This is a genomic window from Nocardioides immobilis (assembly GCF_003515065.1).
Classification (GTDB): Bacteria; Actinomycetota; Actinomycetes; order Propionibacteriales; family Nocardioidaceae; genus Nocardioides; species Nocardioides immobilis.
This window is the reverse complement of record NZ_QXGH01000003.1, coordinates 1-19631: the sequence shown is the minus strand read 5'-3', so window position 1 is coordinate 19631 and position 19631 is coordinate 1. Positions and strand designations below refer to the sequence as shown.

The window sequence follows — 19631 nt, the reverse complement described above, 5'->3', positions numbered from 1 at the left end:
TCAGGCCCGACAGTGGCCCGGCAGATCCGGCCCGGAGCGGCACCTGCCGTACGTCGCCGCGCGTAGTCGACCCCGAGTCCGCCCCGAGGTCTGCCCGCCGTGATGGCGGACTCCTGACGCGGCGATGGGGTCGCCCGGGAAGTCGCGCGGCGTGTTCGCGCCGAGATGCCGATACTGTCTGGGGTCGAAGGAGATGCACGGACGCCGGCAGCTGAGCACGCGGGGCAGCGGCTGGCCACTCGAGGTGAGCGAGCATGGCTGATCGCAGCGTCGGCGCGCGGCTGGCGGGGCAGCGGGTGCTGCTGACCGGCGTCACCGGTTTCGTCGGCCAGGCGCTGCTGCAGCTGCTGCTCGCGGAGGTGCCCGAGATCCGGCTCGTGGTGCTCGTGCGCGCGAAGGGCTCGGAGAGCGGCGAGGACCGGTTCCGCCAGCTGCTCGGCAGGGAGATCTTCACCGGGATCGAAGGCGATGCCGACTCCCTGCTGGGCGACCGGCTCACGGTGGTCGAGGGCGACCTCTCGGACGTACCGCCGCTTCCCGGCGATCTCGACGCCGTGGTGCACTGCGCGGGCGACGTGTCGTTCGACCCGCCGGTCGACGAGGGGTTCCGCAACAACGTGGTCGGCACCCGTGCGCTGCTGGAGCGGGTCCGTCAGATCGGTGATCACGTGCACTACGTGCACGTCTCGACGGCGTACGTCGCGGGCCGCCGCCGGGGCTTCGTGCCCGAGGCACCGGTCGACCACAGCGTCGACGTCGAGGCCGAGCTGGAGTGGGGGCTGGCGCAGCGGCAGGCGGTGGAGCACAGGTCCCGGAGCGCGGACGTGCTGGCCGGGATCCGGGCCAAGGCGGAGCGGCAGCACAGCCGCGCGGGCAGCCTGTCGGTGGCCACGGCCACCGAGGAGAAGCGCAAGGAGTGGGTGCGGCAGGAGCTGGTCCGGATCGGCGGCGAACGGGCCCGCAGTCTCGGCTGGACCGACTGCTACACCTTCACCAAGGCGCTCGGCGAACGGGTCGTCGAGGAGCATGCCGCGAACGCGCCGACATCGATCGTGCGGCCGAGCATCATCGAGTCCGCGCTGGCGAAGCCGCACCCCGGCTGGATCGAGGGCTTCAAGATGGCCGAGCCGCTGATCCTCGCCTACGGCCGCGGCGAGCTGCCGGAGTTCCCGTCGGCGCCGGACACCATCGTCGACATCGTGCCCGTCGACCACGTCGTTGCCGCGGTCGCCGCCGTGCTCGCCGCCCCACCGCGGGCCGGCGCGCCGGCGTACTTCCACGTCGCGACCGGCGCGCGCAACCCGCTCTCGTTCGGGGTCCTGTACGACGCGGTCCGGAGCTACTTCGACGCCCACCCGTTCGAGCTCGGCGACCGGGGCGCCGCGCGGTTGCCGGAGTGGCGGTTCCCGGGTGCACCGGCTGTGGAACGGCTGCTGGTGACCAGCGAGCGCGCCCACCGGGTCGCCGACCACGTGATCGCCCGCGCGCCCCGGTCCGACCGCGTCCGCGAGCTCGCGCGCAAGCTGGACCAGCAGGGGCGGCGGCTGCAGTTCCTGCGGCGCTACCTGGACATCTACCGCGAGTACGCCGTGGCCGAGCTGGGCTTCGACGACGCCAACACCGCCGCGCTGTACGACGGTCTGGAGGCCCGCGACCGGGCGGTCTTCGCGTTCGATCCGAGGGTGATCGACTGGCCGCACTACCTCGCGGAGGTGCACTGCCCGGCGGTGACCGCGCCGCTGCGGCAGTACGACGAGGTACGCAAGGCGCGCGGCCGCCGTAGCGGCGCACCGCGTCCGGTGGCCGCAACGGCTCAGCCCCATGCCGCTGCCTTCTTCGACATGGACGGCACGCTGCTGTCGTCCAACGTCATCGAGACCTACCTGTGGCTGCGGTTGCAGGAGCTCGACGGCCACGCCCGGTTCGCCGAGCTGACCCGCATCGCGCGACGGGTGCCGGGCCTGGTGCGTGCCGAGCGGCGCGACCGGGGAGCGTTCCTCCGCTCGGTCTACAAGGAGTACGCCGGCGCCCGGCTCGTCGACCTCGACGCCATTGCCGACGAGGTCCTCTCCGGCCACGTGCTCGCCCGTCTCGCCCCCGCCGCGGTGCGACGGGTGCGCGAGCACCGCGCCGCCGGCCAGCCGACGGTGCTTGTCACGGGGGCGATCCGCCCGCTGACCCGGCCGCTGGCGCCGCTCTTCGACCACATCGAGGCCGCGGAGCTCGCGGTCGACGACCGCGGCGTGTGCACCGGGTTCCTCGCGGCGTCGCCCCTGGTCGGGGAGTCGCGGGCGGCCTGGATGCGGCAGTGGGCGGGCGAGCACGACGTGGATCTCGCCGCCTCCTACGGCTATGCCGACAGCCACTCCGACCTCCCCATGCTCGAGGCCGTGGGTAACCCGGTGGTGGTCTGCCCCGACGTCGCCCTGTTCCGCCACGCGCGCAAGAACCGCTGGCCGACCGTCGCGTGGGCGAGTCCCGGGGCGACCGGCCGCACGCTCAACCCGGCGGGTGATCGTCGATGATGCTGGCGCTCGAGTTCTACCGCTCCGTGTCGCGGCACGTCGTCGGCAAGGCCGCCGGCGGTCGGCTGCCCGGCCTGCTGTCCGGGTACGCCGCCCCGCTCCGGCTGGTGACGGTCGAGGAGCCCCGTGTCGACCGACCCGGCTGGGCCCGGCTCCGCACCCGGCTCTCCGGGGTGTGCGGGTCCGACCTCGGCGCCCTCTCCGGGCGCACCAGCCTCTACTTCTCACCGCTCGTGTCGATGCCGTTCGTGCCCGGGCACGAGATCGTCGCGGACCTCATCGAGGACTGCGAGGACCTGCCTGCCGGCACCCGCGTTGTGGTCGACCCGGTGCTCACCTGTGCCGCGCGCGGCGTCGACCCCTGCGACGCCTGCGTCGGCGGAGCCACCAACCGCTGTGGCCGGATCACTGTGGGTGATCTCGCGCCGGGACTGCAGACCGGCTTCTGCGCTGACACCGGTGGCGGCTGGGGCGAGGTGCTGGTCGCCCACCGCAGCCAGCTGCACCCGGTGCCCGAGGGGCACTCCGACGAGCAGGCGATCCTCACCGAGCCGATGGCCTGCGCCGTGCACACCGCGCTACGTGCCGGCATCCGCGACAACGAGCGGGTGCTGATCAGCGGCGCCGGGTCGGTGGGCCTTCTCGCCACGCTGGCGATCCGCACGCTCACCGGCGCCGGTGAGATCACCGTGGTCGCGAAGCACCACCACCAGCGCGAGCACGCGCTCGCGCTGGGCGCGACCGAGGTGGTCGAGCCCGGCGCGGCACTGCGCCGACTGCGGCGGACCACCGGGGCGTTCCTGGTCACGCCCGAGCTGGGCGCGGCGTCGTACCTGCTCGGCGGCGCCGACGTCGCGGTCGACGCGGTCGGCAGCAAGCAGTCGCTGGAGACCGCGCTCCACGCCACCCGGGCGGGCGGCCGCGTCGTACTGTCCGGGATGCCGGCCGCGGCCGACCTCTCCGCCGCGTGGTTCCGGGAGCTCGAGGTCGTCGGCACCTACGCGTCCGCGCGGAGCGAGACCGGTCTCGACGGCCGGAGCGCCTTCGAGATCGCCACCGAGCTGGTCGCCGGCGACGGGGTGACCTCGCTCGCCAAGACCGTCGCCAGCTATCCGCTACACCGCTGGCGCGAGGCCCTCGACCACGCCCACGGCGCCGGTCGCCTCGGCACCGTCAAAGTCGCCTTCGACCCGAGGAGCGAGAGATGAGCAGGCCAGGATTCGTCCTCGAGGTGGACGACCGCACACCACCCCTGGTGGTACACGAGGGGCAGGGGTTCCGGCTGGAGGAGTTCCCGCTCGGCACCCGGGTGATCTACCCGCCGGAGTCGCTGCCGGCGATCGACGACGTGGACGCCGCGATCCGCGAGGCGCTCCTCGAGCCGGTCGACCAGGCACCGCTGCCGGCGCAGCTGCGGCCCGGCATGCGGCTCACTATCGCCTTCGACGACGTCTCCCTCCCGCTGCCGCCGATGCGGGCTCCCGACATCCGGCAGCGGATCATCGAGCAGGTGCTCACGATGGCGGCGGAGGCCGGGGTCGACGACGTCCAGCTGATCGCCGCCAACGCGCTGCACCGCAGGATGACGCCGGCCGAGCTGCGTCACATCGTCGGTGAGCGGGTGTGGCGCTCCTTCGGGCCGCAGGGCCTGCTCTACAACCACGACGCCGAGGACCACGACAACCTGCGGCACATCGGCCTCACCGACAAGGGCGAGGACGTGGAGATCAACCGGCGCGCAGCCGAATCCGACCTGCTGGTCTACGTGAACGTCAACCTGGTGGCGATGGACGGCGGCCACAAGTCGGTGCCGATCGGGCTGGCGTCGTACAAGTCGCTGCGGCACCACCACAACGCCAAGACGATGGTGCGCTCACACTCGTTCATGGACCACGAGAAGTCCCATCTGCACCACTCCGCGTGGCGGATGGGCCGGCTGCTCAAGGAGCACCTGAACATCTTCCAGATCGAGACCACCGTCAACAACGACGTGTTCCCGGCGCCGTATGAGTTCCTGATGAAGCGCGAGTGGGAGTGGTCGGTCAAGGACCAGGCGTCTGTGCTGGCGGCCCGGAGAGCACTGTCGGTCGCGCCGCGACGGCTCAAGCACAAGATGTTCCACGAGCTGCGCGCGCCGTACGGGCTCACCGGCATCCACGCAGGCGACACCGAGGCGGTCCACGAGCGGACCCTCGCCACCGTGCACCGGCAACAGCTCGTCGAGGTGGACGGCCAGTCCGACGTGCTCGTACTCGGCGTGCCGTATCTCGGTCCTTACAACGTCAACAGCTCGATGAACCCGGTCCTTGCCACCTGCATGGGACTCGGCTACCTCTTCAACTCCTACCGCGGCCAGCCGGTTGTACGCCGCGGCGGCGCGGTGATCCTCTACCACCCGCTCGACGAGGGCTTCAACCAGCTGCACCACCCGTCGTACGTCGACTTCTACGACGAGATCCTCGCCGAGTCGACCGACCCGGCGGTGATCGAGGCGAAGTACGAGCAGCAGTTCGCGACCGACCCGTGGTACATCCACCTCTATCGCACCTCGCACGCCTACCACGGGGTGCACCCGTTCTACATGTGGTACTGGGCGGCGCACGCCATGGACCACGTCGACGAGGTGGTCTGGGTGGGCGGCGACCGGCGCGCGGCAGCGCGGCTCGGCTTTCGGGCGGCGTCGTCGTTCGCCGACGCGCTCGAGATGGTGTCGGGGACGGTCGGCACCTCCCCGTCGATCACCTACCTGCGCAACCCGCCCCACCTGATCGCGGACACCCGATGAGCAGGTTCCTCTCCGAGACGGTCGACGACGTCCGCACCATGGCCCGCGGGTGGCGGTGGGGCCGGCGCTCGCAGGTGCCGCGGTCCGCCGAGGCGTACGTTCCTCCGGCGCAGGCCACCGTGTTCGACACCGACTGGGCGCGCACCCCGGCCGCCCGAGCGGTGCGCGAGGTCGCCCAGAAGGGCGTGCTCGAACCATTGCTCGCCTCCCAGGTGCGACGGCACGTGGAGGGAATCGAGGTGCTCGACCGGGTCGACGGTCCGGTCATCTTCGTCGCCAACCACGCCTCGCACCTCGACACCCCGCTGATCCTGCTGGCCCTGCCGGACGAGTGGCGTCGTCGTACCGCCGTCGCCGCGGCGGCCGACTACTTCTTCGACACCTGGTGGCGTGCGGTCGGCTCGGCTGCCGTGTTCAACACCTTCCCGATCGATCGCCGCGGCGGCGCCATGGCGGCCACGCCGGGGGCGGTGCTCGACGACGGCTGGAACCTGGTGATCTACCCCGAGGGAACCCGGTCGAGGGACGGCTGGGTGGGTCGCTTCCAGCTGGGTGCCGCCTTCCTGGCGATCCAGCACCGGGTGCCGGTGGTGCCGATCGCGCACCGCGGCACCTACGCCGCCATGCCACGCGGCCAGGACTGGCCGAGCCGGGGCCGGCGCCAGCTGACGATCCGGTTCGGGGAGCCGCTGTGGCCCGGCGAGCAGGAGTCGCCGCGCGAGCTCACCCCGCGGATCCGCGCCGCGGTCGCCGAGCTCATCGACGAGGACCGCACCACCTGGTGGGAGGCGCGGCGTCGCGCCGCCGTCGGATCGACCCCCGATCCCTCGGGGCCGGACAGCGCTCCCTGGCGACGTATCTGGGAGCAGACGACGCCGCCCACCGCCCCGACGGCCACCGGCAAGCGCTTGCGGGCCTGGCGGCACTGACCGGCTACCGGTCCTGCACCGCGGCGCGGGCCCGGTCCAGCATCACCGCGACCGGCACCCCCTCGGCTGCGGCAGCGGCGGCCACGTCGTCGTACTCGGGAACGGCGTTGACCACCTCGCCGTCGAGACGGGCGAGCTTGACCCGCACCGGATGACCGTGGACCTCGACCGTGATCGTCTCCCGGGGGAGTGCCCGTTTGGTGACCCGCCGCCGTCGCAACCCGATCGTGGTGGTGCCGGTGAAGACGATCCGCTCGAGCGCGGCGATGTGCTCGGGTGCCGTGAGCACCGACAACGTGTGCGCGGGACGTCCCTTCTTCATCAGGATCGGGGTGAGCCAGGTGTCGGAGGCCCCCGCATCGAGGAGGTCGGCCAGCACCGCTGGCCACAGCCGCGGGTCGAGATCGTCGACGTTGGTCTCCAGGACGACGGCCTCATGGTCCTCGCGCGGGTCCGGACCGGTCGGGTCGGCCGCGCTGCCGGTCTCGCCGGCCGCACCGACGACGAGCCGGGTGATGTTCGCGTGTCCGACCGGATCGCGCTCGCCGGCGCCGACCCCGACCAGCTCGGGCCGGAGCCCCGGCAACGGTCCGAACCCGTCGGCGAGGGTGACCGCGAGCGCCACTCCGGTGGGCGTGGCCAGCTCGGTCTCGACCGGACCGCCGACGCCGGGTGCGTCGTGGCCGCGCAGCAGCTCGATCACGGCCGGACCGGGCACCGGGATCGGTCCGTGCGCCGTGTCGGCCCGGCCGCCCCCGAGGGCGATCTGGCTGCAGACCACCCGGTCCAGCCGCAACGAGGCGAACCCGGCGACCACGCCGACGACGTCGGCGATGCTGTCCAGCGCGCCGACCTCGTGGAAGTGCACCTGCTCCACCGGCATCCGATGCACCCGGGCCTCGGCCTCTGCGAGCGCGCGGAACACCGCCGCGGCGGGATCGCGAACGGCGGCGTCGGCGCGGTCGAGCAGCGCGAGCACGTCCGCCAGCGTGCGCCGCACGTCGGTGGGATCCGCCTCCACGCGGACCCGGGTGCCGCCGAGGCCGGCGCGCATCGCGGGCTCGGCCGTCACCCGGACCGCTTCGGGCAGCCCGAGCCGATCGATCGCGGCCTGCACGACCGCGAGCTCGACGCCGGCGTCCACACACGCGCCGAGCAGCATGTCCCCGCTGATGCCGCCGGTCGCGTCGATCCAACCGCACCTGCCGGTCATTGGTCCGCGCGCCGTGCCAGCGCCTCGTTCATCGATCCGGACCGGAACCCGCGGGGGTCGACCTCGACGCCGTCGAACCCGGTGACCGCTCCGAGCAGGTCGGGGCGTCGTACCAGCTCGTCGACCAGGTGCCGGTCGACCTCGATCCGGGCGCGGTCGCCGAGGTCGCGGACCCGGAGGTTCCGGACGGCCAGGCCGGCGTCGGTCATCGCCCGCCGGAGGTCGGCTTCGGCCCGTTCGATCCTGCCGAGCCGGGCCGGCCCGATCTCGATGCCGTAGGCGACCCGGCTGGACAGACAAGCGGCCGCCGGCTTGTCCGCGGTGGCCAGGCCCCACGAGCGTGAGGCCGCGCGGACCTGTTGCTTGGTCAACCCGGCCTCGCGCAGCGGCGTGACAGCACCCGCCAGTGCTGCGGCCCGGATGCCGGGCCGGAAGCCCTCGCGCGCGTCGTCGGCGTTGGTGCCGGTCGCCACCGCGCGCATGCCGAGCTCCGACGCCAGCGGTGCGAGCACGGCGAGCAGCTCGGCCTTGCAGTGGAAGCAGCGGTCGGGGCCGTTGGCGGCGTACCCCGGCCGGCTCATCTCGTCGGTCGCCGGCGTGAGGTGGCGTACGCCGAGACCGTGGGCGAACTCCCGCGCCTGATCGAGCTCGGCGGCGGGGAGCGAGGGGCTGACCGCGGTCGCCGCGACCACGCGGGTGGCGCCGAGTGACCTGACCGAGGCGGCGAGCAGGAACGCGGAGTCGGCCCCGCCGGAGAACGCCACCACCACCGACTGCAGGTCTCGCAGCCGACGGTCGAGATCGACCAACCGACCGGGCAGCGTCGCATCCGGTGGCGTGTCGGGGGAGCTCATCGCGGTGCCCGGTCTTCGCGTCGCGCCAGGATCCGGCCCGCGGCACAGGCCGCCCCGAACCCGTTGTCGATCCCGACCACGGTCACCCCCGGGCTGCAGGACGCGGTCATCGCCAGCAGCGCGGTCACCCCCTCGAGTGCCGACCCGTAGCCCGGGCTGGTCGGGACCGCGATCACCGGTGCGCGGGTGAGTCCGGCCGCGACACTCGCCAGCGCACCCTCCATGCCGGCCACCACCACGACCACGTCGGCTTCGGCGAGGGCCTGCTGGTGGTCGAGGAGCCGGTGCAGGCCGGCGACGCCGACGTCCGCGACCAGCGGGGCGTGGTGGCCGTACGCAGTGAGCACGGCTGCGGCTTCGCGGGCCACCGGTAGGTCTCCGGTGCCGGCGGTGAGCACCAGCACGGTGCCGGAACTGGCGTCCGGCACGTCCCAGCTCAGGATGCTCAGCGGAGTGCCGCGCTCGTCCGCACCTGTCGGCGTGAGGAGTGCTCCGGGGTTCCGCGCCTGTGCGGCCGCCGCCTGGTCCGGGGCCGCCCGGGTCAGCAGCACCGGTCCGTCGCCGGGCCCCTCCCGCAGTCCGGCGACCGCCTCCGCGCACTGCGTCGGTGATTTGCCGGGTGCATAGACCGCCTCCGCGACGCCGGTGCGGGCCCGGCGCTGGTGGTCGAGTCGCAGCTCCGTCATGCGCCGATCCTGCCATCCGGGCGCGCGGTCCGGCACCGCCAGCGCCCGATGTGCCGTGTCCGCGATGTCGGTGGCCGCTGCGACGATGCGGACAGTCGACCCAAGGAGACCCAGATGTCCGAGCTCCTGCTGCTGCACCACGCCCAGGGGCAGACGCCCGGGGTGGCCGCGCTCGCCGACCGGATCGCCGGCGCCGGTCACGCCGTCCATGCGTGGAGAACGCTTCGCGTCACATCACGAGCGTAGCCCGCGCCAACAGGACTGAACGTCCTCATCTGCGCCAGACAGCGTGCGCTGCGGCCATCCGGATCTGCCGCGATACGCGCGGCTTCCGCAGGACCATGGGCAAACGAGCCGGCCGATCGGGCGCTGTCCACGGCCGCGGCGCTGGCGTAGGTTGCCTGAGTGATCAGCAATCGCTCGGTGCCAACCGCGACGGTCATCCCGGTGCTGGTGTATCCGGACGTTCGCGCCGCAGTGGCCTGGCTCACCGATGTCTTCGGCTTCGTCGAGCGCGTCCGCGTAGGTGAGGCACACCGGTCGCAGATGCAGATCGGGGTCGATGGCGCGATGATCGTCGCCGACGTCAGAGGGGAACAGCAGCCGCCGCAGGCGCACGCGACGACGCACATCATCAAGGTGCGCGTCGAGAACGTCGACGCCCAGTTCGAGCGTGCCCGCTCCCGCGGGGTGCGAGTACTGCAGGAGCCGACCGAGTACGAGTATGGCGAACGGGAGTGCACGGTGGAGGACCTAGCCGGGCACCGCTGGCAGTTCACGCAGACCCTTCGCGACGTGACTCCCGAGAAATTAGGCCTCGAAGGCACCGGTTGGCGCTAGCAGCGCTCGGCGGATCGTCTCAATCAGGATCCGCCGCTGGTCAGCCCGCAACCGATCCTCTCGGGGGGCTTGGGTAGATAATGAACTCAAGCAGGGAACCATCCGGGTCCCTGAAATACATGCTGACTCCAGCACCGCCGCCACCGTGACGCTGCACCGGACCAGCTTCGACGGCGACACCATGCTCGGTGAGGTGCTGCGCCAAGTCCTCGACGCTCCCGGGCCACACCAGACACAGATCACTGCCCCCAGGGACCACTGGTGGGTCAGCGACCAAGGAGCCGATGTCGAGACCTGGGCCGTGGACGTTCAACTGCTGGTCTCCGAAACGGAAGGCGACCCGACCGTCGGGATGGTCAATCACCCGCGCGCCGAGCACGTCGCGATAGAAGGCGATCGAGCGCTCCCAGTCGCTAACAGCGATCACCACATGGTCCAGCCGCACATGTCCTCGCACGGGAACATCTTGGCCTGCGGCTGCGCCCGCACGGGGATCGTGGCGCGGGACGTCGAGGAGACGGTGCGGTCCTACCAAGGACGTGCTCGGCTTCCCGTTGACCGACATCTTCGAGAACCGGGACTACAAAGGCTCCAACCACTTCTTCTTCGACTTCCCGGGCCTCGGCGTCGGCCCGTACGCCGAGGTGCTCGGCGGCCTCCACCACGTCGCCATCTCCGTCGAGCCGGAGAAGTGGGCGATGATCAAGTCCCGCCTCGAGGAGGCCGGCGTCGACTACCAGAGCGAGAGCGGCACCTCGATCTACTTCCGGGACCCCAACGGTGCCCGGCTCGAGCTCATCGCCGACCCGCTCGGGGAGATGTACGGGAACAAGGTGCTATAGCTGGTCCGTGTGATACCTGATTGGCGGCGTCTGGAATGAGGGAACCGAGATGAGCCCGTCGACGAAGAAGCTGGTCTACCACTTCAGTGAGGGTGACAAGGACCAGAAGGACCTGCTCGGTGGGAAGGGTGCCAACCTCGCGGAGATGACCCGCCTGGGACTGCCGGTGCCCCCGGGTTTCACGATCACCACCGACGCCTGCCGCCACTACCTCGAGCAGGGTCGCGAGCCGGACCAGTTGCGGGTCCAGGTCACCATGGCGCTGCGCCGGCTCGAGGATGAGGTTGGCCGTCGTCTGGGCGACCCCGTCGACCCGCTGCTGGTGAGCGTCCGCTCAGGCGCGAAGTACTCCATGCCCGGGATGATGGAGACGGTTCTGAACGTCGGACTCAACGACCGATCGGTTCTGGGACTGGTCGAGGCGTCCGGCGACGAGCGCTTCGCCTGGGACTCCTACCGCCGGCTGATCCAGATGTTCGGCAAGACGGTGATGGGCGTCGACGGCGAGGCGTTCGGGAAGGCACTCGACGGCGCCAAGGCGCACAAGGGTGTCGAGACCGACGTCGAGCTCGGGGCCAGGGACCTGCAAGATCTCGTCGACGAGTTCAAGCAGATCATCGCGAACCACACCGGACACGAGTTCCCACAAGATCCGCGCCGGCAGCTGGACCTGGCCACCCGTTCCGTCTTCGACTCGTGGAACACCGACCGCGCGAAGGTCTACCGCCGGCGCGAACGCATCCCTCACGATCTCGGCACCGCGGTCAACGTGTGCACCATGGTGTTCGGGAATCTCGGCTCGACCTCGGGCACCGGCGTCTGCTTCACCCGAGACCCGGCGACGGGGAAGCCTGGTGTCTACGGCGACTACCTGTCGAACGCGCAGGGCGAGGACGTGGTCTCGGGCATTCGCAACACCCTGTCCCTCGACGACTTCGCCGAGCTCGACCCCGACTCCTACCAGCAGCTGACCCGGATCATGCGCCGCCTCGAGACGCACTATCGCGACCTGTGCGACATCGAGTTCACGGTCGAGCGCGGCAAGCTGTGGATGCTGCAGACCCGCGTCGGCAAGCGCACCGCTGCCGCGGCGTTCCGGATCGCCACCCAGCTCGTCGACGAGCATCTGATCACCCTGGACGAGGCGCTCGAACGTGTCACCGGCGCCCAGCTGGCCCAGCTGATGTTCCCGCAGTTCGACGCTGCGGCCGAACGCGAGCTGCTGACCAAGGGCATGGCGACCTCTCCGGGCGCGGCTGTCGGCAGGGTGGTGTTCGACCCCGCCACGGCCGTCGCGTGGCAGGCCCGCGGCGAGCGGGTGATCCTGGTGCGCAAGGAGACGAACCCCGAGGACCTCGAGGGCATGATCGCGGCAACCGGCATCCTGACCAGCCGGGGCGGCAAGACCTCACACGCTGCCGTCGTGGCTCGCGGCATGGGCAAGACCGCGGTTTGCGGCGCGGAGTCCTTGGAGGTCGACCGCGCCGGACTCGTCGCCACCGCGGGCGGGGTGACGGTGCGGCAGGGTGACCTGCTCTCTATCGACGGGTCGACCGGCGAGGTCTTCCTCGGCGAGCTGCCCGTGGTGCCTTCCCCGGTGGTGCTCTACCTCGAAGAGGGGCTGGACGTCGCGCTGGACAAGGTCGATGAGGGCACGGCGGAGGTGGTCCGGGCCGTTGCCCGGTTGCTCACCCACGCCGACGGCGTACGTCGACTGCGCGTGCGGGCCAACGCCGACACCGGTGCGGACGCCGACCGCGCGCGGCGCATGGGCGCCGAAGGAATCGGCCTGTGCCGCACGGAGCACATGTTCCTCGGCGATCGGCGCCCCCTCATCGAGCGGGTCATCCTGGCCGACAACGCGAGGGATCGCGAGGCCGCGCTGGCTGAGCTGGTCTCGCCACAGACCGACGACTTCGTCGAGCTGTTGACCGCGATGGACGGCCTGCCGACCACCATCCGGCTGCTCGACCCGCCACTCCACGAGTTCCTTCCCGACCGCGCCGAGCTGATGGTCAAGGTTGCGGTGGCGAAGGAGCGGGGCGAAGAGAACCCGGACGACGAGCGCCTGCTCGCGGCGGTCGAGCGGCTCCATGAGTCCAACCCGATGCTGGGGCTGCGTGGCGTTCGCCTAGGCCTGACGGTGCCGGGCCTGTTCGCGCTTCAGGTGCGTGCCGTAGCCCGGGCCGCGGCCCTGCGCGTGAAGGCCGGCGGCGACCCCCGCCCGGAGATCATGGTGCCCCTGGTCGGCTCGGTGATGGAGCTGCACCTGGTCCGCGACGAGGCCGACGCGATCCTGGCCGAGGTCCGCGACAGCGAGGGCGTGGACCTGCAGATCCCCATCGGCACGATGGTCGAGCTGCCACGTGCTGCGCTCACCGCGTTCCGCGTGGCCGAGGCAGCCGAGTTCTTCTCCTTCGGCACCAACGACCTCACCCAGACGACCTGGGGCTTCTCCCGCGACGACGTCGAGGCTGCATTCTTCGCGGCCTACCTCGACAAGGGCGTCTTCACGGTTTCCCCCTTCGAGAGCCTGGACGTCGACGGCGTCGGCCGACTGGTCGACGTCGCAACCCGGGAAGGGCGCAGCACCCGCCCGGGACTGAAGGTCGGCGTCTGCGGTGAGCACGGTGGCGACCCGGAGTCCATCCACTTCTTCCACCGCACGGGGCTGGACTACGTCTCCTGCTCGCCCTTCCGCGTCCCTGTCGCGCGGCTGGAAGCCGGCCGCGCGATGCTCGCCCAACCCGAAGCTCACCCTTCCGACGACCGAATCCTCGGTTCGCCCTAGTGGACGGTCCGGATCAGCTTCTTGTTCACGAACTCCTCGAGCCCGTAGCGACCGAGCTCGCGCCCGAAGCCGGACGACTTGATGCCCCCGAACGGGAGCTCCGGGCTGTCGAGCATGACTCCATTGACGAACACCATGCCGGCCTCGATGCGGTCGGCCACCCGGGCCGCCTGCTCCGGGTCGGTGGCGAACACGTAGGCGCCGAGCCCGAACGGCGTGTCGTTGGCCAGCGTCACCGCCTCGTCCTCGGAGGCGACCCGGAAGACCACGCCCACCGGCCCGAACAGCTCCTCGTGGTAGGCGTCGTTGGCGGGCGTGACACCGGTCAGCACGCCGGGCGCGTACGACGCGCCTTCCCGCTTGCCCGCTGTCGTGAGGGTGGCGCCCTGGAGCACCGCCCGGTCGACCTGCTCCTCGAGCCGCTCGGCTGCCGCCAGCGACGACAGGGGCGCGACCCGGCTCGCGAGCACCGCGGCCGTGAACTTCTCCAGGAACGGCTCATAGAGATCGTCGACGACGATGAACCGCTTGGCGGCGTTGCAGGTCTGGCCGGCGTTGTCCAGACGCGCGCTCGTCAGGTTCGTATGGGCGATTCAGTATCAATCTACGCGGGTGACTTTGAAGCCGTTGAGGAGTGCGGGGAGGTGGGGCGCTTCGGCTGGTTCGAATCAGATGTCGCACGCCTGCGCGGCAGTCAGCGTGCGGCTCCGCGCCCGCCGAGAGCGTCCCGTGCCAGTCTTCGAACATGTCTGAGCGCGATCCTGAACTCACGGCTGCCGATGAACGGGTCTGCTGCACGATCAGGTGACAGGTTGGCGCAAGGGCGAGAGCCCCGGCGCAGGCCAGACTCGGTCACTGGCGGGCGAGCGAAACCACGTTCGGCCAGGTCAGCATGCAGTGGTTTTCTTCACTGCGGTCAAGACTGCAGTTCACACTGCAGCTGGCCAGCGCTGTCGAGCGGCAGGTGTCACCAGTTCGTGCAGCAGACCCGGGCGTCCCTGCAACGAGGTGAGGCAACCTATTGTCAGTTGCGGTACGGGTTGGGTGGCGTTGGGTGGCCGCGTTGTGTTGCGTCGCGCGCGGACCGTACGGTGGCACTGACTCTTTAGGGGGCATGGTGATGATGGCAGAGCAGGACGCCAGCGCTGGAGAGGAGACCAGCCCTGTCGCTCGGCTGCTTGAGGTCGCTGCCCGCAATGCCGACGAACTCCTCGGGGAGTCCAGGACCGAGGCTGCCTCGATCGTGGCCGCGGCGCAGAGCGACGCGGATCGGCTCACCGGGTCGAGCCAGGCTCAGGCGGAACAACTGAAGGCGTCGGCCAGTGCGGAGGCCGATCGGGTCCTGGCTGACGCCCACGCGGAGGCCGAGCGGGTGCGCGCCGAGCTGGAGCGGGCGCGGGCAGAGCAGAGCGCCGAGCTCGACCGGCAGCGCACGACCGTGCTGGGCGACCTGGCCGAGCAGAAGGCAACACTGGAGGCCGAGGTCGCACGGCTGCAGCAGCTTGAGCAGGATCTTCGCGATCGGATGCGCAGCTACCTGACCCAGCAGCTCGCGCAGATCGAGCCGACCACTTCAGGCTGAGGTCTTACCGCGTCGGAGTGTCTCCAGACCGAGCCGGACAACCCGCGCTTCACAGGTCTGCCGCGACGGCACCAAGACCTGGCCGTTCATCGCGGCCCTTTGAAGGGTCGAGCCTCATCGTCGCCCCAAACCACCGAGGCGGTACACCGACCCGCCCAGCGAGAGGCTGATCTGCCGGGCGGTGAGCTCGTCGGCGATTGCCCGGGCATCGGGCAGGGACCTGGCCAAACGGTCGAGCTTGGTGACTACCAGCGTGTCGCCTGCGCGGCAGGCAGCGAGCGCCTCGCGGAGTCCGGGTCGCTCGCGGTTGGTCCCGGTCAGGCCATGGTCGACGTAGATCCGTTCAGGCTGAACACCGAGGTTTAGCAGGGCGTCGCGTTGAGCGGTGAGGTCTTGTTGATCGGTCGAGCATCGGGCGTACCCGACAAGCAGCGCGCTCATGGCGCACCTCCAAGGGTGGGCCCTGCCAGACCACGGACGGGGCCGGCTCGGGCATCGGGCAGCGCCTGACTCAAGCAGCAAGACGCTTCCGGCCTGTGGCTGCAAGGGCGGAAGCCGGCGCACATAGGTCTCGGCGGGTTGCCGCGATGTGCGTCGCGGCAAAGACGAGGTCGAGTTTTGCCCAATATTTTGGCTACACTATGGGCATGACTGCTGTACCCCTTGGCGACGCGCGAGACCGGCTCTCCGAGTACGTCTCGGAGGTCGAACGCACCCATCAACGCGTGACAATCACCCGTCACGGTCACCCGGCCGCGGTCCTCATCTCCGCCGACGATCTCGCCGCCATCGAGGAGACCCTGGAGATCCTTGGAACACCTGGCGCTGCCGAAGCCATTAATGAGGGCCTCGCCGACGCCGCCGCAGGCCGCTTCGCCGACAACGACGCACTCAAGTCCCGCTACGGGATCGCCTGAGTGGCGGAGCGGTACTCGATCCGAGTCACGGCTCGAGCCGAACGCGATCTACAGCGGTTGCCAGAGAAGATCGCTACGGCCTGCGCCGAGTTCATCTTCGGGCCTCTCGCTGACAATCCACAGCGAGTAGGCAAGCCCCTCCGCGGCGAGCTCGCCGGCCTGCACGCTGCTCGCCGAGGTGACTACCGGGTGATCTACGGCGTCGTTGATCACGCCCGCACGGTGGAGATCGTCCATATAGACCGACGCAGCGACGTCTACAGGCGATGAGGAGGCTTCGCCGTCCCGCTCACCGATCCCCTAACGCCACGGACGCACACCCATCGTGACGGTCGGGCCGCTTCGGAGCACGTCTGGATGATGAGCCCTCGCGCTGACCGACAGGTGGCAGCGCATCGCCCCAGCCCTGTCCGTAAGCGATCTCAATGGCGCCGTCCGAGCACACACCAGATCCTCGGCCTCCTGGGCCGTTCCGCGTCCGCTACCCGTTCGTGAGGGCGGCCTTCTCGGTGGCAGCCAACATGTCGGTGAAGTTCGCCGTCAGCATCTTGTCGATCAAGGGGCCCGTGAATCGACCGAGCGGGCCACCCCTGGGCACATATCGGTAGTCGAACGTGGCCAACGTCCCGTTGTCGTCGGGGCCGAGCGTGAGCGTCGACTCGGCCCGCTTGATCGGCACCGACGCACTGGGCTGATTCTGCGTGTCGATCCTGCGACCTTCCTCCCAGGTGGTGACGGTTTCATCCATGCTGCCCATCGGCTTCAGCTCGACGCGGCGGCGAGCGCCCACGCCGCTGGTCTGGTCGCCGATGGCTCTCGTGGCCCTGAGGCCACTCCAATGGGTCGCCAGATTCGGGAAGTCGGCGTACACGGCCCATACGGAACCCGGGGACGCAGACATCGTCCGTTGCACCGTGATGTGACGTTCTGGCATATGGATCACTCCAAGCGTGTGAATGGCTGAAGGGCCCCGTGCTCGAAACCATCCCATGCTCGCGCCACATTCGGTGGTGCCGGTCGAGATGGATGTCGAGGACGAGATCCTCGAGTAGGCCACGGAGGAGACTCCCCAGGGATCGCCGCGCCTGTGAGCAAGCTGGTCGTCCTCGTCGAAGAGGAGCCGCGGGAGGACCAGCCCGCTCGCACATCAGTCCGATAGGTCCAACCCGCCCCGGTAGGCGAACCGGCACCGGACCACATGAGCGCCCTCGACCAGCACCGCGGTGATCGCCGCGAGGGGATCCCTCACCGGGACGCGCTCAACGTCCGGCAGAAGAGCGCGTTTGCGACGAACCGGGTGGTAGTCGGGCCCGCGTCACTGGCGGAATGGGACGCTGCCGCTTCGCGGACATAGCCGATTCGCGGCTACGACGCACCCGCGCCGCGGCAGAAGCGCGCGATCGACGCCCCTTCGCAGCAGTGGTTAGGCGATGGGGTTTCTGCCCGAGGGTTGGACTCAGTCGGAGAGGTGGGAGCGGACGTCGCGTATACCGGCGACGTGGCGCACGGCTTCCTCTATCTGGGTCGCCGCCTCAGGAGACTTGGCCTCGCCGTGCAGGATCGCGACGCCGTTCTCGACCGTTACGTTGATGCGAGAGTTGTGGAGTTGCTTCTCGAGCGGACCAATGGTCGACCGGATGCGGTCGGCGAGAACCGGGTCATCCACCGTCGTGCTGGGGTGCCGTCGGACGGCTCGATACGCAAGGCCTTTGGTTTTGTTCGTGGTGCGATGCATGTACTTGCTGGCGTTCTTGGAGCGCGTGGCGAGCCAGCCACCGATGGCGGCCACCGACACTCCCGCTGCCCACGCCTGTTTGCGCATCTCACGTCCTCCACTTGAGTCTACGTCGCTGTCTGTCCGTAACCGGCACGGTCCTTGGCGGGGCTGCGGCATAGGTCGGGCGCTCCGCCCGAGTCGCGGCATGGTCGGGCGCTTCGCCCCGACAGCAGCAGATCTGGGCGGTGGCCGCCAACGCTTTGGGCGTAGCCGTCCTAGCTCCGATGGAATCGCTAGCGCTCCAGCTTCAGGAGCGCCGCCTGTTCGGTTCCTGGCCCGACAGCCTGATCAGGTGCCGGTCCTCGATTGCCTTCCCGGCTTCGATGTACAGCCCGAACGTGCGGCCCTGTGACTTCAGCTCCGCCCAGGACAGGACCTCGTGGACGCTGCCTGCGCGGGTGACACGGAACTTCTCGGCGGCGCCGGTTTCGGTCCAGAAATACACCCAGTACGCCGGCTCCTCGACGGTGGCGGCGATGGCCCGCGGATCAGCGTGTGCGACCTCCATGGAGCCGATGGTGCCACCGAGCCGGACCCCTCGCACGCGTCGTCTGATTTCTCGGTTCCTTAACCTCCTCGGCGGAGACTCCCATCCAGGAAGATCGTCGAACTGCGAGGCGGTCATGCGACGAGCATGCTGTCGCAACAGCGCCCTGTCATCGGCGACATCGAGTGCGACTGCCGAGTAGAGGGAGCCTGGTGGTGCGAGACACTGCCGTCATGGTCACGGACGTGGGTCGCCTGCTAGATCAGGTTGTGGCCGAGGTGTTCGGCGCGGACGTCGAGTCGACGCTCTCGGTGGATCCAAGGTCCAAGTACGTCCGTCGGGCGGAGTTGAGGGCTACGGACGGTTAGCAGCGGATCGCTGGCCTCAGGATCAGCGCCGGGGGTTGGGCTGACGTCACCATCTTCGATCTGGGCGTCTCTGCCACGGTGGATCTCTGCGATCAGGACGAGGCGGATCAGGAGGCAGCGCTTCGCACCCTCGCGGCCCTGGCGCGCGCGTACATGCGAGGAGAGGGACGCGTCACCTACAAGCGTGGTCTATCGGGCCTCGCCCGGTCTTGACAATCACCGTGAACGGCCGGGAGTGCCGGATGGGACGAAGGGTAAGCCGGGTGCCACCTTCTGTGACTGCGCCCGCCTCAGCCCCCCGCTTCCGGCCTGGGTGCGCGCCCACCAAGTGCTGTGTCGCTGAATGACGGTGGCACCGTCGCGATGTCTGAGGTGGGTGAACGCAGCGTCACAGTCGGATCGCGGCTGGCCCTAAGCACAGGTACTCATGTGATCGAGCAGTGTGCGCCGTACCTTCGGTTCTATGACTGCAAGGGACGAGCGACCCGGTGGTGGACATCCGATCTTGTCCGCCGCCGTGATCGTTGGAGCGTGCCAAGTCGCCATCTTCCTCGCGCTGCCCGGCATCGCCAATCGTTACGACTCCGCCGAGGTGCCGATACAGGACATCTGGTGGCCAGCGGTGATCGCCGTCTGGGCGGAGGCCGTGCTCATCGGTCTGGTGATGATGTTCGCCGAACGAACCCGACCGGTCGGCGTTGGCCTCGTCCTCGGAAGCGTTGCGACGTTCGCTCTGTATTACACATGGCTGGTATTCGTCGTCTCGTCGAGTTTCGCGTGACCAGCTCGAGAACCCAGAACCGTCGTCAAGTGCACGGAACCGCCCGCTAGTGCCGCCTGGCGGCCTGCCGCTCCGACTTCGTGGCCATGCCAGGAACGCTACTCGTGCAGCTCCGCGAGCACGCCGTGCGGCTACTTGTTTCATTGACGTCAGGATCGGTGCCTGGCGAGGCTCGGTCCAGGCGTCCGGTCCGTGGCTCTCTGTGCGGCTGCCCACGACACGTTCGTGTGGCTCACTACTGGCATGCGCGGGCC

Annotated in this window: 22 protein-coding genes; 13 read left to right on the top strand and 9 right to left on the bottom strand. The window is 69.9% G+C overall.

What is annotated here, in order from left to right:
• Window positions 1-254 precede the first annotated feature (254 nt).
• The 4 genes from D0Z08_RS00495 to D0Z08_RS00480 are packed head-to-tail and all read left to right on the top strand — an operon-like array spanning window position 255 to window position 6239.
• A complete protein-coding gene (locus tag D0Z08_RS00495; protein ID WP_118921605.1) occupies window positions 255-2525 on the top strand; it encodes an HAD-IB family hydrolase in 2271 nt (756 codons plus the stop codon).
• Window positions 2522-3733, top strand: coding sequence for a zinc-dependent alcohol dehydrogenase (locus D0Z08_RS00490; protein WP_118921603.1), 1212 nt, complete (start codon window positions 2522-2524; stop codon window positions 3731-3733). The genes D0Z08_RS00495 and D0Z08_RS00490 overlap by 4 nt, the downstream gene beginning before the upstream one ends.
• Window positions 3730-5310 (top strand): NPN-dependent hydroxyacid isomerase, LarAH14/15/16 family, encoded by a 1581-nt coding sequence (larAH, locus tag D0Z08_RS00485; protein ID WP_118921601.1) that lies wholly within the window; start codon window positions 3730-3732, stop codon window positions 5308-5310. The genes D0Z08_RS00490 and larAH overlap by 4 nt, the downstream gene beginning before the upstream one ends.
• Entirely contained in the window at window positions 5307-6239 is a 933-nt protein-coding gene (locus D0Z08_RS00480; RefSeq protein WP_118921599.1) for a lysophospholipid acyltransferase family protein, read from the top strand. The genes larAH and D0Z08_RS00480 overlap by 4 nt, the downstream gene beginning before the upstream one ends.
• A gap of 4 nt (window positions 6240-6243) precedes the next feature.
• On the opposite strand, the gene larC is transcribed toward D0Z08_RS00480, so the two are convergent.
• From larC to larB, 3 genes are read right to left on the bottom strand one after another with little or no spacing between them, the layout of a single operon-like run.
• Entirely contained in the window at window positions 6244-7452 is a 1209-nt protein-coding gene (gene larC / locus D0Z08_RS00475; protein WP_118921597.1) for a nickel pincer cofactor biosynthesis protein LarC, read from the bottom strand.
• Window positions 7449-8306, bottom strand: a complete 858-nt coding sequence (gene larE / locus D0Z08_RS00470; RefSeq protein WP_118921595.1) for an ATP-dependent sacrificial sulfur transferase LarE — start codon at window positions 8304-8306, stop codon at window positions 7449-7451. The genes larC and larE overlap by 4 nt, the downstream gene beginning before the upstream one ends.
• A complete protein-coding gene (larB, locus tag D0Z08_RS00465) occupies window positions 8303-8992 on the bottom strand; it encodes a nickel pincer cofactor biosynthesis protein LarB (RefSeq protein WP_118921593.1) in 690 nt (229 codons plus the stop codon). Before larB ends, larE begins: the two co-directional genes overlap by 4 nt.
• A gap of 114 nt (window positions 8993-9106) precedes the next feature.
• Between larB and D0Z08_RS33310 the strand changes: the two genes are divergently transcribed.
• Together D0Z08_RS33310 and D0Z08_RS00455 are read left to right on the top strand one after the other, a co-directional pair.
• A complete protein-coding gene (locus D0Z08_RS33310; RefSeq protein WP_281271689.1) occupies window positions 9107-9238 on the top strand; it encodes a hypothetical protein in 132 nt (43 codons plus the stop codon).
• Window positions 9239-9397: 159 nt separating this feature from the next.
• The gene (locus D0Z08_RS00455; protein WP_118921591.1) at window positions 9398-9832 is read left to right on the top strand and encodes a VOC family protein; all 435 of its coding nucleotides are present in this window, start codon (window positions 9398-9400) and stop codon (window positions 9830-9832) included.
• Between the two features lie 40 nt (window positions 9833-9872).
• On the opposite strand, the gene D0Z08_RS00450 is transcribed toward D0Z08_RS00455, so the two are convergent.
• The gene (locus tag D0Z08_RS00450; RefSeq protein WP_220453947.1) at window positions 9873-10277 is read right to left on the bottom strand and encodes a VOC family protein; all 405 of its coding nucleotides are present in this window, start codon (window positions 10275-10277) and stop codon (window positions 9873-9875) included.
• 109 nt (window positions 10278-10386) lie between these two features.
• Between D0Z08_RS00450 and D0Z08_RS00445 the strand changes: the two genes are divergently transcribed.
• Together D0Z08_RS00445 and ppdK are read left to right on the top strand one after the other, a co-directional pair.
• Window positions 10387-10674 carry a VOC family protein gene (locus tag D0Z08_RS00445; RefSeq protein WP_220453946.1) on the top strand — a complete coding sequence of 96 codons (288 nt, stop codon included), beginning with the start codon at window positions 10387-10389 and terminating at the stop codon, window positions 10672-10674.
• Window positions 10675-10723: 49 nt separating this feature from the next.
• Complete coding sequence (gene ppdK / locus D0Z08_RS00440; protein WP_118921587.1) at window positions 10724-13465, top strand: pyruvate, phosphate dikinase; 2742 nt, start codon at window positions 10724-10726, stop codon at window positions 13463-13465.
• Here ppdK and D0Z08_RS00435 read toward each other — a convergent pair.
• Window positions 13462-14043: an aldehyde dehydrogenase family protein gene (locus D0Z08_RS00435; protein WP_281271690.1), complete on the bottom strand. Its 582-nt coding sequence runs from the start codon at window positions 14041-14043 to the stop codon at window positions 13462-13464. The genes ppdK and D0Z08_RS00435 overlap by 4 nt on opposite strands.
• A gap of 542 nt (window positions 14044-14585) precedes the next feature.
• Here D0Z08_RS00435 and D0Z08_RS00430 point away from each other — a divergent pair.
• Complete coding sequence (locus tag D0Z08_RS00430; RefSeq protein ID WP_147381271.1) at window positions 14586-15047, top strand: hypothetical protein; 462 nt, start codon at window positions 14586-14588, stop codon at window positions 15045-15047.
• 114 nt (window positions 15048-15161) lie between these two features.
• Here D0Z08_RS00430 and D0Z08_RS00425 read toward each other — a convergent pair whose 3' ends face one another.
• The gene (locus D0Z08_RS00425; RefSeq protein WP_245993442.1) at window positions 15162-15488 is read right to left on the bottom strand and encodes a recombinase family protein; all 327 of its coding nucleotides are present in this window, start codon (window positions 15486-15488) and stop codon (window positions 15162-15164) included.
• A gap of 206 nt (window positions 15489-15694) precedes the next feature.
• Here D0Z08_RS00425 and D0Z08_RS00420 point away from each other — a divergent pair, with 206 nt between their 5' ends.
• Both D0Z08_RS00420 and D0Z08_RS00415 read left to right on the top strand, forming a co-directional pair.
• Window positions 15695-15964: a type II toxin-antitoxin system Phd/YefM family antitoxin gene (locus D0Z08_RS00420; RefSeq protein WP_118921637.1), complete on the top strand. Its 270-nt coding sequence runs from the start codon at window positions 15695-15697 to the stop codon at window positions 15962-15964.
• Window positions 15965-16234: a type II toxin-antitoxin system RelE family toxin gene (locus D0Z08_RS00415; RefSeq protein ID WP_118921581.1), complete on the top strand. Its 270-nt coding sequence runs from the start codon at window positions 15965-15967 to the stop codon at window positions 16232-16234.
• Between the two features lie 211 nt (window positions 16235-16445).
• Here the strand turns inward: D0Z08_RS00415 and D0Z08_RS00410 are convergent, their stop codons facing one another.
• From D0Z08_RS00410 to D0Z08_RS00400, 3 genes are all read right to left on the bottom strand, one after another.
• Window positions 16446-16898 (bottom strand): SRPBCC family protein, encoded by a 453-nt coding sequence (locus D0Z08_RS00410; protein WP_118921579.1) that lies wholly within the window; start codon window positions 16896-16898, stop codon window positions 16446-16448.
• 522 nt (window positions 16899-17420) lie between these two features.
• Window positions 17421-17786, bottom strand: a complete 366-nt coding sequence (locus D0Z08_RS00405; RefSeq protein WP_182481074.1) for a BON domain-containing protein — start codon at window positions 17784-17786, stop codon at window positions 17421-17423.
• Between the two features lie 202 nt (window positions 17787-17988).
• A complete protein-coding gene (locus D0Z08_RS00400) occupies window positions 17989-18366 on the bottom strand; it encodes a hypothetical protein (RefSeq protein ID WP_147381270.1) in 378 nt (125 codons plus the stop codon).
• 95 nt (window positions 18367-18461) lie between these two features.
• On the opposite strand from D0Z08_RS00400, the gene D0Z08_RS33305 reads away from it, so the two are divergent.
• Window positions 18462-18596, top strand: coding sequence for a hypothetical protein (locus tag D0Z08_RS33305; protein ID WP_281271688.1), 135 nt, complete (start codon window positions 18462-18464; stop codon window positions 18594-18596).
• A gap of 463 nt (window positions 18597-19059) precedes the next feature.
• Window positions 19060-19377, top strand: coding sequence for a hypothetical protein (locus D0Z08_RS00395; RefSeq protein ID WP_147381269.1), 318 nt, complete (start codon window positions 19060-19062; stop codon window positions 19375-19377).
• Window positions 19378-19631 lie beyond the last annotated feature (254 nt).